General features: G+C 35.2%; 9 protein-coding genes. 6 read left to right on the forward strand and 3 right to left on the reverse strand.

The window, feature by feature from the left end; genetic code table 11:
- The gene (locus PL77_RS16445) at nt 1–1,005 is read left to right on the forward strand and encodes a DUF4465 domain-containing protein (RefSeq protein WP_044207566.1); all 1,005 of its coding nucleotides are present in this window, start codon (nt 1–3) and stop codon (nt 1,003–1,005) included.
- A 12-nt stretch (nt 1,006–1,017) separates the two neighbouring features.
- Nucleotides 1,018–1,677, forward strand: a complete 660-nt coding sequence (locus PL77_RS16450; RefSeq protein WP_044207568.1) for an ABC transporter ATP-binding protein — start codon at nt 1,018–1,020, stop codon at nt 1,675–1,677.
- Here the strand turns inward: PL77_RS16450 and PL77_RS16455 are convergent.
- The 3 genes from PL77_RS16455 to lipA form a co-directional block, all read right to left on the reverse strand.
- Nucleotides 1,674–2,567 (reverse strand): DMT family transporter, encoded by an 894-nt coding sequence (locus tag PL77_RS16455; protein WP_044207571.1) that lies wholly within the window; start codon nt 2,565–2,567, stop codon nt 1,674–1,676. The genes PL77_RS16450 and PL77_RS16455 overlap by 4 nt on opposite strands.
- Before the next feature lies 1 nt (nt 2,568).
- Nucleotides 2,569–2,799 carry a cytochrome b5 domain-containing protein gene (locus PL77_RS16460; protein ID WP_044207574.1) on the reverse strand — a complete coding sequence of 77 codons (231 nt, stop codon included), beginning with the start codon at nt 2,797–2,799 and terminating at the stop codon, nt 2,569–2,571.
- Between the two features lie 71 nt (nt 2,800–2,870).
- The gene (gene lipA, locus PL77_RS16465; protein WP_044207577.1) at nt 2,871–3,761 is read right to left on the reverse strand and encodes a lipoyl synthase; all 891 of its coding nucleotides are present in this window, start codon (nt 3,759–3,761) and stop codon (nt 2,871–2,873) included.
- Nucleotides 3,762–4,013: 252 nt separating this feature from the next.
- Between lipA and PL77_RS16470 the strand changes: the two genes are divergently transcribed.
- The 4 genes from PL77_RS16470 to PL77_RS16485 all read left to right on the forward strand — a co-directional run bounded on the left by PL77_RS16470 (nt 4,014) and on the right by PL77_RS16485 (nt 15,271).
- Nucleotides 4,014–4,619 carry a NifU family protein gene (locus tag PL77_RS16470; protein ID WP_044207646.1) on the forward strand — a complete coding sequence of 202 codons (606 nt, stop codon included), beginning with the start codon at nt 4,014–4,016 and terminating at the stop codon, nt 4,617–4,619.
- Between the two features lie 156 nt (nt 4,620–4,775).
- Nucleotides 4,776–5,318 carry a dihydrofolate reductase family protein gene (locus tag PL77_RS16475; RefSeq protein WP_044207579.1) on the forward strand — a complete coding sequence of 181 codons (543 nt, stop codon included), beginning with the start codon at nt 4,776–4,778 and terminating at the stop codon, nt 5,316–5,318.
- Nucleotides 5,319–5,601: 283 nt separating this feature from the next.
- The gene (locus tag PL77_RS16480; protein WP_044207581.1) at nt 5,602–7,311 is read left to right on the forward strand and encodes a tetratricopeptide repeat protein; all 1,710 of its coding nucleotides are present in this window, start codon (nt 5,602–5,604) and stop codon (nt 7,309–7,311) included.
- A gap of 343 nt (nt 7,312–7,654) precedes the next feature.
- A complete protein-coding gene (locus PL77_RS16485) occupies nt 7,655–15,271 on the forward strand; it encodes a S8 family serine peptidase (RefSeq protein WP_044207584.1) in 7,617 nt (2,538 codons plus the stop codon).
- Nucleotides 15,272–15,404: the final 133 nt, after the last annotated feature.

Consider the following 15,404-nt stretch of genomic DNA (forward strand, 5'->3'; position numbering starts at 1 on the left):
ATGAAGTTCCTTAAATATATTTTTATCCTATCTTTCTTGGCTGTTTTAGGTTGTGGAGTTGAAGAAATTACGGGTCCACGCTTAGAACTCACAATTGTGTCCCCAAAGGTCAATCCGGTGACAGCACAAGCCTTGGTGACCACTCGAGACACTATCATTTATGAGGCAAGAGTTAGAGGAGGAGATTCAACAACCTACCAATGGACTGTAGACGGTGAAGTGATTGTCAATGGTTTAATTTCTGAACCGATTAGGTACACCGAAGAAGGAAGTAAAGTCGCTCGTTTTTCAGCTTCTAATGAAAACTACGACTCTTACGCTGAAATTCTAATCAATATCATCAATAGAGTTGCCACATTTGAGGATTTACCTTTGGATGAAGATTCTTTTTGGATAGGCAGTGGAAATTCAGCACCAACATCGTTTGAATCTGGCGGAATAAGCTTTAACAACACTCCCCCTACAGATACTAAAGAATATGCCGACTTTGGTTACTCAAATATTATTGATTCTACGAACGCTAACTATGTAGAATACGGTGCGTACATTCAGACTCAAAGTCAAAATCAATTTGGTATCGCAAGAATGGATACACTACAAAATGATATCAAGATTAATTTCGATTCATTATTTTCTCCATTAAGTATTTCATTGGCCAACAATCCAAAAGTTGTTCGTTATGCAAGAGGTGATATTGCTCCAGATTCAGCTTTTAGTAGAGGAGATTATTATGATATTGTAATCAAAGGAATCAATGAAGACCGTACTTTGACAGCTGATTCAGTGGAAGTACGTATGATCGAAAGAGGTACATTATCTTTGACAGTATTAGAAGACTGGACGTCAGTTGACCTTTCTTCATTGGGTAAGGTAAAAGGATTACAATTTGAAATTAATACAACAGCGAAGCATGCGGATACTGGGGTTGAATATATCGATAAACGTTTTTGTATTGATGATCTTGTATTGATAGAAAACCCAGAAAACTTTAATATCATACCTTAAAAACAAACCAACATGCTGAAAGTAATTGATCTCAAAAAGTCATTTAGAAGCTCGAAAGGAGAGTTAGAAGTCATCAAAGGAATTTCTTTTGAAATCAAAGAAGGTGAAATTGTTGCTATTGTAGGTACTTCGGGTTCAGGTAAAACAACTTTACTTGGGCTTACTGCTGGTTTAGATGCTCCTACTTCAGGACAAGTGATATTGGATGATATAGACTTAACAAATCTGACAGAGGATCAAAAAGCAGATATTAGAAATCAAAAAATTGGATTTATTTTCCAAAATTTTCAGCTTTTACCATCATTGACAGCACTAGAAAATGTGCTTACTCCGCTTGAGTTAAGAGGAGAAAAAAATGTAAAAGAGCGAGCGAAGGCTATTTTAAATGAAGTAGGTTTAGAGGGAAGAGAAACACATTACCCTCATCAACTTTCAGGAGGTGAACAACAAAGAGTTGCTTTGGCTAGGGCTTTCGTCAGCAAGCCAAAAGTATTGTTTGCAGATGAGCCTACGGGAAATCTTGATGAGGAAACAAGTAGTCACGTAGAAAACCTTCTTTTTGAATTGAATAAAGACAAGGGGACAACACTTATTATTGTTACTCATGATCAGGAGTTGGCTAAAAAAGCCGACAGAGTGATTAGAATTAAAGACGGAATGATTGAAAACTAATGCCTTTTTTTCTTCATTCCCACCAAATAGACCCCTATAAAAATCAATGCTGCAGCAATAATTTGAACTCCTCTAAGCGTTTCGTTTAATACTATAATAGCGACTATAGTAGCCACCATCGGTTGAAAATAAATATAAAAACTTGCCGTACTTGCATTTACTACCCTCATTGCGATAGCATAAAAAAGGTTGGCTACAAGTGTAGTGAATAATACAGGGTAGGCTATTGCTGCGTAAATTGGAAGTGGTATAGCTTTCCAATTGGTTGAGGTGACATCAGACCAAGTCGCAATTACAACAAAAGGAACAGCCATCGTAAAGACCCACATCATGACTGTATTAGGGTGATATTTTACCAAAAGTGGTTTAGTGATGATGAGGTAAAAACTATATAAAACAGCATTGATAAAAACCATCAAATCTCCCTTCATCGACCCCGAGTGAAAAGCGATTCCATTTAAACCAATCATCATTAAGGCTCCTGTAAAACCGAGTACAATCCCGATTATTTTTAATGGAGTAACGCTTTCTTTTAAAATGGTAAAAGACAATGTAAGTACCACAATAGGTACTGAAACCACTATCACAGAAGCATTGATGGGGCTTGTTTGGGAGAGTCCATCAAAGAATAATAACTGATTAATACATGCTCCACAGAGGGCTGCTAATAAAAATCTCGGAATATCTTTCTTATCAATTCTTCGATCTTTTACTGTCAGTTGATGTAAAATATTAAATAGGATTGCTCCGCCAACAATTCTCAAAAAAATAAAGGCGTAAGGTGTGATATACGCAGGCATCGCCAATTTGGATATCACAAAGTTACATCCATAAATTACGGATGCGCCCATCAAGAAGAGATGAGCGTGAAGTTTTGTTAGTTTATTCATTTTAGTCTGCCAATTCAGCGATTGGCTCAAATTTGTCGAAAACAAAAGCAGTATGGGGAGCATCTTTCATTTCAGCAGTCAAGTCTTGACCAGCCCAATGTTCGTAGTGTTTTCCATTTCTCCATAACCTTGAATTACCCATATCATAAATTTTTCCTTCAAAGGCTACCCAGATTTCTTCTCTATCTTGGCCGTTTCTTAATGCTAACTGCTGTCTTGTGTATTTTTCCATAAGGATAAAAATAATGGCTTTGTTAGAGTGAATTTAACAAAGCCATTGTAAAAAAGTTGATGTCGTTTGAATTAAATCGGCACATTTACGTGACGTTCTGCGTGGTATGAAGAACGTACTAATGGGCTTGATTCAACATACTTAATGCCTCTTTTCAGACCTTCCTCTCTGTACATTTCAAACTTGTCTGGGTGAATGTACTCGATTACCTCGTGGTGCATTTTAGTAGGCTGTAAGTATTGGCCTAGAGTCATTACGTGCAACCCTCTTTCTGCAAGGTCATCCATAATTCTAAATACCATCTCGTCTGTTTCACCTAAACCAAGCATGATACCTGTTTTAGCACGACGACCAGCATCTACAATTCTTTTGATATGTTCTAAAGAACGATCGTATTTTGCTTGAGGACGAACCGCTCTGTAAAGTTCTTTCACCGTTTCCATGTTGTGTGAAATTACTTCCTGACCGCCTTCCATCATTCTATACAATGCGTCCCAGTTCTTTCTAGTGTCAGGGATTAGTGTTTCGATAGTTGTTTCTGGATTGAGTTTCTTCGTCTCTACAACAGTTTGGTACCAGATTTCAGCACCTCTATCTTTCAACTCATCTCTGTTTACAGAAGTGATTACCGCGTGTTTTACTTGCATCTTATGGATAGCATCTGCCACACGTTTTGGCTCTTCTGCATCGTATTCGGTTGGTCTACCTGTTGCTACTGCACAGAATGAACATCCACGAGTACATATATTTCCTAAAATCATGAAAGTTGCAGTACCTTCACCCCAGCATTCCCCCATGTTTGGGCAATTACCACTTTGGCAAATAGTATTCAACTTATGCTGATCTACCAATTTACGCACTTTAGCATATTCCTTACCGATAGGTAGTTTTACACGCAACCAATCCGGCCTACGTTGAGGCTTTTCTTTTTTCTCCGAAGAGATTACTGGTAGTTCTATCATTTATTTTTCGTTTTCGTTTTCGACTACAAGAATAACTCATAATCAGGGACAAAGTTACAAACTAGTTTCAGAATTATGAAATCATGTCACTATTTCAAGATATTTCCTCTTTTTGTAGGTCGATATGTTAATTTTAACTGAAAAACCTGTTTGTTTTCCCTATTTCTTTTGATAAGAATTTGCTAAATGTTTGTTTTGCCAAATATTGTGATTACACACAAAAAATATTTATTCATAAAAAAATCAATCACGATGGATAATTCAACACAACAAGCAGGACGTCCCAAGCAAAACATAACGATATATACAGAAGCGAACCCTAACCCAAATTCCATGAAATTCATGTTGAGTTTTATGTTATTGAAAGGTGGTGAGAGCTATGATTTCCCAAGTATCGAAGAAGCTGAGGTTTCTCCGTTGGCAAAAGAACTTTTTGAAAAGTTTGCGGAAGTGGATCGTATTTTCTACATGAGTAATTTTATCACAATTACTAAAAAAGAAGGAAGTACTGATTGGATCGAAATCATTCCTAAGTTCAAAGAGTTCTTATTGGAGTATTTCGAAGCTGAAAAGCCAATCTTCGAGAATATTGATGAAACTATCGTTGAAAAGGCCGAATCTGAAGCTATCAAGAAAATTAGAGGTGTTTTAGATGAGTACATCAAGCCAGCCGTTGAGATGGATGGTGGTGCAATCAAATTCCACTCTTTTGATGAAGAAACAGGTATCGTAAAAGTATTACTTCAAGGCGCATGTTCTGGTTGCCCTTCTTCTACTTTCACGCTTAAAATGAGCATTGAGAACTTATTGAAAAGAATGGTTCCTCAAGTGAAAGAAGTAGTAGCGGAAGGCGTTTAGCAAAGCATCGCTTTTTGAATAAAAATTAAGAGTTAAGGATGAAGAACTAAAATAACTGTTCCTCATTCTTAACTCTTTTTTTATGGTGTTGACCACTGTTATTTTTCTATAGATAATCCATTTTTAATTTAGCTCTTATAACAAGAGAAAAGAATCATGGAAACTAGAAATATCGTATTTATCGCAAAAAGTTTAGATGGTTACATTGCAGGCCCAGAAGGGGAACTAGACTGGCTAAACAGTGTTCCAAACCCTCATCAAGAAGATGTTGGGTTACACCCATTGATGGAAAGAATTGATGGTTTGATCATGGGACGCAATACATTTACTATGGTCTGTAATATGGGAGGTGAATGGCCTTATCCTAAACCTGTATTTGTTTTATCTAATACATTAAAAGAAGTTCCTGAAGAATTTGAAGACAAGGCAATTATCGTCAATGGCCCTCTGCATGAATTAGTTGATGATCTTCACTCTGAAGGGTTTCATCAATTATATATCGATGGTGGAATTACTGTACAGAATTTCTTGAAAGAAGATTTAATTGATGAAATGATTATTTCTACCATTCCTATCTTATTGGGTGGCGGTACTCCCCTTTTTGGAAATCTTCCAAAACCAATGATGTTTGATCATGTGGAGTCAAAAGTTCTGCTGAATCAGATTACTCAAGATACTTATTTTAGAACTAGAAGTTAGTTGAGTTTTTATACAAATACTAAAGCATGAAGATCCCCCTTTCTTCATGCTTTTTATTTATTCAAATTATAGAATCTAATTAATTATCTTTTCGACTCACACATATAATCAAAATAAGAATAAAGTAATAGATAATGAGTATGTTATGTCCACAATAAAAGTAAATAACATTATTAATCTTTAAATAAAGTGAAAGAGTAGGAATAATATTATAAATTTATTGACATCGAAATATCTAACCTCCATCTTTATTGTTTAAATACTAACAACATACTGAGACAAATTGAAAAAGTTTATACTCATAGTAATTACTACTATAACTAGCCTAAACCAAATAGTTGCTTCTGACTCTACTGATATCCTTAGAGAAAAGTTAGCAAAAACGTATACAACCAATGAGAGAGCTAAATTGCTATTGCAACTTTCAAATGCAAATCTAAATAGCGACTTAGATATATCTCTTGCCTATACCATTGAAGGCATTGAGTTGTTGGAGGACCTTCCTTCTTCGCAACTTTTGGGAAAGTTGTATCATACCAAAGGAAACATCTACCTTTACAAAGGTTTTACAGTAGAGGCCAAACAAGCGTATTATCAAGCCCAACGCATTTTTAAAGAAATTAATGATCATGAATATGAGGTCAAGACCTTAATTAATTTAAGTTCTATCCATCAAAGAGAAAAAGATTATGATAAAGCAAAAGAAGAATACCTCAATGCTTTGAAAGGTGCTAGTTCTCTACCTTCTGAAATTAATAAAAAGCTAATACCTCATATTCTTCTAAACCAAGGAACTTTATATGATGAATTGAATGACAATAAAATTGCCATAAAAAGGTTTCAAGAAGTAATAAACCTTTGTAATAATGAGGAAGAATTATTGATCTTAAAAGGAAAAGCCCTTCATAATCTTGGAAACCAATACATCAAAGTAGAACGTTATGATGATGCACTTCCCGTTTTCATGGAATCACTCAGGATCAAGAAATTAACTTTTGATAAACAAGGTGAGATCAATTCCTTGTTAGCATTAGCAGACTATCAGATTCGCTTCAATAATTTTCAAGAAAGTGAAAGGTTATATCTAGAAGCACTAGAAGTTGCTTTATCTTTAAAATCACCTATTGATATTCGTAATGTTTACCATAATTTATACCTCTATTACAAACATCAGAATGACTTAGAAAGTGCTCTTACTTATTTTGAAGAATATAAAAAATACTCTGATATCATCTTCGAAAAAGCTAATTCAAGAAGAATCAACCAACTTGAGAAGCAACATCTTCTTGAATTAGATCAAGCTCAATTGATCCAAGAAAAAGAAGAACAGAAGTACCTACTGATATTTTTGGCAGTTGTCATTGTATTGTTAGTTGTCTTTTGTGGAATGTATTTCCGTTTTCACAGGTTGAAAACAAAACATGCCAAGAATAATGAGGAAAAGGCTTTAGTTGAAAAAGAACTAGCGGTTGTAGAACAAGAAAGGGTAAGGGAACAAAATGAAAAATTAAAAGCTGAAGTCTCTTTTAAAGACAAAGAGATTACAACTAACATCATGCACTTGATGCAAAAGAACGAGCTTATTAATGCCGTATCAGAAGAATTGATGTCAATAGATGAACAATTAGATGCTAAAAGTAGAAAGAAAATTCGGTCTATTGTTTATAATTTACAAACCTCAACGCAAGGTGAAATATGGAAAGAGTTAGAAGTTCGTTTTGGGCAAGTTCACAATAATTTCTTTGATGAATTAACAAAATCTCATCCCAACCTAACACCCAACGAAAAAAAGCTATGTGCCTTTCTTAAATTAAATCTAAGTACAAAAGATATATCAAATATCACTCATCAAAGCGTAAAATCGATTCAAGTAGCCCGTTATCGTCTAAGGAAAAAGTTAGGGTTGATTAATTCTGAAATCGACTTTCAAAGTTTTTTAAGCCGATTTGATCATACCAACCTCACAGTGGAACAAATCCAAAAAGAAAACTAATAAAACTCTAGCTATCAAATGTTTATAATTTAACTGTAGCATAATTGTAGTAGTGATACAGCTACAAAGAATGTAGCATTAGTAGCATTTTAATAGCTATTGTCGTAGCAATTTAATAGTACCTTCTTATTGTTAGATTTCATTTACAAAACCGTAATGTTGTAGCAGATTCTGTTGGTCTAATATTTTTTTGATATGCCAGCTAAACAAACTCAAAAGCCTTCTGATGACAAAGAAGAGCTTCTAAAATTAATAGAGGTACGAAAGAAAGAGATCGACGTACTTCGGAAGCTATATAAAAAATTTGCTTCCTCTTCCAATTCATTTAAATAAACTTTTATTGATGAAAAAGCTACAACTTTATGTTGCTTTGCTTTTACTGTCAATCGGAATTTATACCATTAACCCGATACAGTTAAATGCACAGCAAATTCCTTCTCCGGTGACTTATACTGAGAAAGGTGAAGCCAGAGGTTTCATTCGAGTAAAATTAAAGGAAAGTGCAGCAGCACTCGCACAACTCTCTCCAATGGGAGTCAACTCTACTGCCAAAATTGGAATATCAGCATTTGATGCTACATCTACCCACTACCAAGGGCACGATATGAAAAGGGTATTTCCCTATGATGCTAAAAATGAGCATAAACTCATAAAGCATGGATTACACTTGTGGTATCAAATTGAAATTGACCCTTCAGTAGATCCTCAATTAGTTGCATCCGCCTATAGTCAGCTTGCTGAAGTTGAACTATCTGAACCAATTTTAGAAAAAAGAATTATTGGTGGTGAAAAAAGTACAAAAGTACTTACTGTTGATGAACTCAAGAGTTGGAGTACACAGTCAGTAAACTCTGATGATCCTCTTTTAGAAAACCAATGGCATTATGTCAATAACGGTCAAAATAATTTTGTTGAAAATGCGAGTATTAATCTTCTTCAAGCTTGGAGTACTACTCAAGGAGATCGTAATGTAATTATTTCTGTTCATGATGAAGGTATCGATATTAACCATGAAGATTTAAAAGACAATATTTGGGTGAATATTGCCGAATTGGAAGGAGAAGAAGGTGAAGATAGCGATGGGAATGGTTACATTGATGATGTTTATGGTTACAATTTCGCTAACAACACAGCTATTGTTGACGCAATGGAACATGGTACTCATGTTTCAGGTACAGTGGCTGCTGTTAGTAATAATGGAATAGGTGTAGCAGGTGTCGCCGGCGGATCAGGAAATCAAGATGGTGTATTAATTATGCCTTGTCAAATTTTAGGAGGACCTTACAACAATACAGCTGTATCTTTTGTTTATGCTGCAAATAATGGTGCTGTAATTTCACAAAACTCATGGGGTTGGACCTCTCCTGGAGTTTTTGAGCAAGCAACGTTAGATGCTATAGATTACTTTATAGCTGAAGCTGGTGATTTTGAGGGGAGTCCAATGAAAGGAGGTATTGTCATCGTGGCTGCAGGTAATAGTGATTTAGATGCAGACTTTTATCCTGCCGTTTATGAAAACTGTTTAGCTGTTGCTTCTACAAATGCACAAAGAGAAAAAGCATGGTATTCTAATTATGGTAACTGGATTGATATTACTGCTCCAGGTGGCGATATCAATCAAGTATTAGAATTTGGAGTTTTAAGTACATTACCTGATAACAGTTATGGCTACTTACAAGGAACATCAATGGCTTGCCCTCATGTTTCTGGGGTTGCTGCTTTGGTACTTTCAGCTATGGGTAGAGAAAATTATACGCCTGACCTATTATGGAATCAGCTACTTTCTTCTACTCAAAACTTAGACGATACTAACCCTAACTATGAAGGGAAAATGGGAACAGGTCTCATTGATGCAGGATTAGCCGTTATTGAAAATGAAGGTTTAGCTCCTTTAGCTATCACTGATTTAATGACAAAAGGGATTACGGACAAATTTATTCAATTAGAATGGACTGTTCCTGTTGACGAGGATGATGCACAACCGAGCAAATACTTTATTTACAATAATGAAGGTGAAGCTGTTGATTTTACAATGGAACCAATTACTTTCTTTTCTTCTGAAGAAGCGGGTAATAAAGTATTATTTTCAGTAGAAGGACTTTCAGATTCAACTCAATATTCCATTGCAGTTATTGCTGTGGACCGATGGGGTAATACTTCAGAAATTTCCAATAGTATTACTGTATCTACAAACGGAGGTCCAATATTAAGTTACCCTATGGCTCCAAATCCATGGACTCCTTCAGTAGATGTATATGCAGATATTACTGTTGATCCCATAATTCAAACTACATTTGAGATTGGCAATACCAATGATGCTTTATTGACTTGGGAAATTACTTCAATCCGTCAAACTTATGAATACATCAAAACATGGAGTACTTCTTTGCCAACTGTTGGGTCCACATCTTCTACAGAGAGAAATATAGGAAATCAAAATAGAATCCAACCTCAAGTTTTTAGTGCTGAGACACCTGAAGATTTACAGCCTTTCAAAAATGAATATCTTACTTATTCTAATAGCGATAGGGCAAGTATGGTTATTGGAGAAGTCGATTTATCATTACCAAATGCTACAGCTTCAGCATTCATTGTTTCTAATGAAAAAGGCTTCAATCTAACAAAAGCTACAGTTTGGTTAAATGAGCTAACTGTAGGTAATGCTGTTGTAGAGATTTATGAAGGACCTAACCTTTCAAGTGCTAGAAAAATATTAGAAAGAGAAATTACAGATACTTCAATTGGATCAAAAACAGTTTCTTTTGATGATGACGAAGCGATATTTTTTCCTTACGAAACAATTTTATGGTTAGTCTACAAAACGCCAGCGGGTAACTTATATCCTGTTGGTATTAGTGATGTAAATGACAATCCAAATAGTTACTATCAATGGATGAGTTTCGATGATGGAGAAAACTGGCAGCTACTTTCTGAGGCTTTAGGGACTAGTAGTATGGCTTTTGTTGTAAGCCTTGAATCTGATCAACAATATGCAGGTGAACACATTACTTTAACACCATTGAAAGGCGAGATTAATGGAGCAGACTCAACAGAAGTTCAATTAACAGCTGATATCAGTCAATTAAAAAATGGATATGTAGAGTCAAATATCATTCTTGAATCCAATGATCCACTCCAAGAAGAGGTTCGAATTCCTGTTAAAGTAAATATATCGGGTCATGTACCCAACGTAATAGCCCCTTCAATTGTAGATTTTGGAAGTGTACAGATTGGTAGAGAAAAAGAAGTACTTATCAAGTTGGACAATTATGGATATGGAGTGTTTAAAGGTGGTTTAACTTGGGATTATGATGAAGAGAGTGATTTCATTGTTTCTAATAAACCTTACAGTGTTAATCCTAGATCTACAGAAGATTTTATTGTTACTTACCGACCTACGATAGCTGGTAATCAAAATAATAAAATCACTATTACAGATAGAGAAGGTTACTCGGTGGAAGTTCACCTTTTTGGTAATGGTGAAGAACCTGCAGAAATAGCAATTACACCATTAGAACAAACTTTTACAACAGTATTAGGTGAAACTACTCAGGGATCTGTAGTGATTAAAAATACAGGTAATTATCCACTTTCTTACTCTATTCCTAAATACAGTGATGATATTACTGAGGGAACACATCGATTTGGATATTCATGGGAGAAATATATTGATGCAGGTGCTTGGGAAGAGATTGATGGGATGGAAGATGTTATTGATTATACTGAAACTTTCAAGTCCAACCCATTCTTAGATTTTGTAAAAGTAGATTTAGGATTCAACTTCCCATTCTATGATACATTAGTTTCAGAAATGTACTTATCCCATGTTGGTATGATTGCTGTCGATGATAAAGACCCTGTTAATGGTTCTTTTGGCCAACTTTTAGGTAGAGATTTCACATCCAATGGTTATATCGCATTTCTTTATGAGTACATGGATTTTGCACCTACATCAAAAATATTGTTTAAGCGTTTTGATGATAGAGTCATTGCTGAGTTCAAGGATATGCTTCCAAAGCAAGAACATTTCAGGTCACAGGATTTAATGACATTCCAAGTCGTTTTATTTTATGATGGAAATATTGAAATGCGTTACAAAGACATGGGATGGGGAAATAGCAATGCAACTGATCCATTTGTAGGCATAGAAAGTCCAGACAAACAGGATGGTTTTTATATTTATGAATTTGTCGTAAAACCTGAATTTTTATTTGATCCTATATATAGAGATGTTGTCATCCGAGTAAATCACCCAGGTGCTAATATCATTTCTAATTTATCTCACACAGAAGGTGTAGTACCACAAGGATCTTCAGTAGAAATTACGTATGATGTAAATACTGAAAGTCTTGTAGAAGGTATGAATATTCAAAATATTGCTGTTGTAAATAATGATCCTCTTCAACCTATTGCTCATTTTACAGTAAAGGTTGATGTTATAGATGGTGGAGTATCAGATTTAACTACTTCTGAAAGAGAAGTCAATTTAGGAGAAGTTTTTAGAACTGCTGAAAAGAAACATAATATCGCATTTGTAAATAATGGAAGTGCTATTGTGAATATCGTTTCTACTTCTATTGAAGGGGGGACTGATTCTAAATTTTCTGTCGATAAAGAAGCATTTGATATTCTTCCTAGGTTAGGTACTTACGTAAAGGTTATTGTAGATACAGATGAAACGGGCACATTCTCTGATGTTATTACTTTCACAGATGGAGATGGTGAAACCTATGCTTTTAATCTTGAAGCTACAGTAATTGAAGCTCCAGGCATTGTGATAGATGATCAAGAGAGAAAAACGTTTGATTTGGCAGTAGGAGAAACAATAACTTTCACTGTAGACATTACGAATAATGGTGAGGCAGATTTAGAAGTTTTACCTTCAGGTACAACATGGTTATATGAGCAAACTACTCAAGCAATGAGTATTAGCGGTCTTCCAAATTTCACATATGCGTGGAAAGATAATAAGGATAAATTAGATGGTGTAATTGACCCTAATGCTCCAGAGTTTCAATGGATAGACATTACAAAGGAGGGAACTAAAGTTGAAGTAGAAGATCAATACTTATTATGGCAAGAAGTTGACCTACCATTCGAATTACCTTTCTGGAATGAGTCTTACGATAAAATGTGGGTAGGGTATTTTGGTATCATCACCTTCACAGAACCTACAGAAACTTGTCCTCCTTTTAATCTGGAAATCCCTAATGCAGAAGAAGCTCCACACAATTTTATTGCACCTCTCTGGTCAAATGTAGGCGAAGATTACTGGGACGAAGACCCGAGAAAAGGAATATGGATGTGGTCTGATGATGAAAAACTAATCATCACTTATGAGCGCTATGTTCACTATTATGGTTTCTTGGGTGGTTATGTATCTGCTCAAACTATTTTTTATAAAAATGGTACGATCAAAATGCAGTACAAAACTATCGACCAAGATGCGGTAAACATTTTCAATAAGTACTTTACATTAGGGATGGAAAATGAGGATGGTACACAAGGAGTAATGAATAACTTCTACCGACCTTATATCACTGACGGTCTTGCTGTTGAATACGCTCCATCACATAAAACAATAATTCCTACAGGAGAAACACAAACAATCACATTTACTGTAGATGCAAAGGATTTACTTGGAGGTGCTTATAATCACGATTTGGTATTTGTTAACCAGACACCTGGTGCTGAAAACATTTCAATTCCTATCACTGTAAATGTAACAGGAGAGTATGCTCTAGCTTGGAGTGAAACAGAAGTAGACTTTGGAACGATCATCTCTGATGGCAGTACTAAAGAATTCACTTATGAATTTGAATTACAGAATGTAGGAACTGATGTTTATACATTAAAAGAAGATGAATTAACTTACTCAGAAGGTTTTGGCAGTTTATTCACTGGAGAAGGACCTGCTTTTTGGTGGGAATTAATAGAGACTCCTCCTTCACCGTGGCCAACAACAGAAATGTGGGTTTATCCTTCTCAGATTTTCTCAAAATGGTGGGGAACTGAAGATCCTCAATTTGAACCGGTAATCATAAAACCGAAGTCTAGCTTAAAGGTAAAAGTTGACTTTAGCGTTACAGAATTGGGCGAAGTATCAAAAGAGATAACTGTAAAAGACATAGACGGTTCAGATGTTACAATCGCTTTCAAAGCCAATTTGATTGCTCCTCCAGTTTTTGAATTTACGGGTGACAGTATGATCAACATCAATGCACTGACAAATACACATCAAGAATCAAAGACCTTTGAAATTAGTAATGTTAATGGAGAATCTTCTCTTGACTACCTCCTAAATATTAATTTCATGAGAACAGCTTCAGGAAAGACTCATAGTACTTCAGCATTCGTTAATGCCGCTGACTTATCACACTCCGTTGTAACTGCCAAGAATACCTATACTATTGATGATTCAGAATACCATCGAGTGTTACGCTATGATACTAAAACTGCTGCGGATCAATCGATAGGCTATGCTGGAGCTTCTCTTACAACAATCACGGCATTTGATGCTCCTGTTGAAGGGTTTGATTTATCACATGTTGCAACTTGGTTTACTTCAAAAGGAACAATTACCGAAGGGCAAATTGACGTAAATATTTATACGGGCACAATTGCTAACCCTGTCTCTTTATACTCAGAATCGTTTTCAATGAATATCTCTGACCTTAATGAAGATGGTGAGATTATTATTCTAGAGTTAGCTGAAAAAGTGCGTTTCTTCGGGAATGAAAAAATATTTATTGAATTTATTTATCCGAATGGTATCACATATCCTCAAGGTATTGTATCAGTAGATAGTAGAATTGAAAATACCTTCTTCATTCCAGATACGAATGGTTGGTATGACTTAACGAATGAATCTAGTTGGTCAAAAACCGCATTTATGGTACGTGCTTTAGCAAAAGATCAAATTGAGGGCAGTTGGCTATCTGTTAGTCATACTGAAGGCACTCTAGAAGCAGGAGAAACTTTAACTGTTGAAGCTTTATTTGATGCGAATTATGCTCCAAACAAAACAGTTTATGCTTCAATTGATATAGCTACAAATGACCCTGTAAACCAGACTATCAAAATTCCTGTAGAAATGGTTCTTAATCAAGCACCAACATTTATGGATTTTGAACATCAATATGAAGTAGCCGAAGCAAATGAATTAGTATTGAATTTCATTGCTGAGGATCTCGAAAATCATCAAATAACTTATGAGGTGAAAGATCTTGGAAACCTTGGTACTTCATCAGTAGAAAGCGGTATTGAGATTACTCTTTCTCCAAGTTATGAGATGGCAGGAGAGCACAGTTTCTCTATCATTGCTACAGATGAACATGGTCTTAGCAGTGAAGAAGTAATTGCGATAACTGTTACGAATACAAACAGAGCTCCAATAGGAATAGCTATGGATACAGTAGAAATTATTTTAGGAGATGTTTATTATATCGATCCTGAAACAATATTTAATGATGAAGATGGAGATGAGTTATCTTATTCAATCGCCAATAATAACGATGGAGTAGTTATTACAGGTATTGCTAATAACCAATTTGTTATCTCAACTCTTACTGAAGGCTTCAATGAAGTTGCATTATTTGCTGCGGATCATGAAACATCAACCATTGTGATTGTTCCTGTAAAAGTTGTTTCTGAGGAAGAAAACCCTGATGATAGTATAACAAGTATTGATGATTTAGCTTCTTCAATTGGGTTAAGTAACTTCCCTAATCCTGCAAAAAACTATACTACAATAGCTTTCACTTTACCTCAAACTGGAGTAATCCAGATAATTGTTCACAATAATAATGGACAATTAGTAGATCAATTTGCTTTAGGGCAAAGACCTGCGGGTAAACAAGAGATGGTTTACAATGTAGACCACCTATCCTCTGGATTGTATTTCTATACTTTAGTAATAGATGGTAAAACTGTCACTTTTGGAAAGTTATTGAAGGAGTAATAATTAATTTCTTATAACAACCTAAGTTCAATAATTAAATTGTAACCTAGTGAATAACTTAGAGCATCTATCCCTATATTTCGATTAGGAATAGATGCTCTTTTATTGTAATAGAATATATTTTTTCATTGAA

Source organism: Flammeovirga sp. OC4 (assembly GCF_000812565.1).
Lineage (GTDB): Bacteria > Bacteroidota > Bacteroidia > Cytophagales > Flammeovirgaceae > Flammeovirga.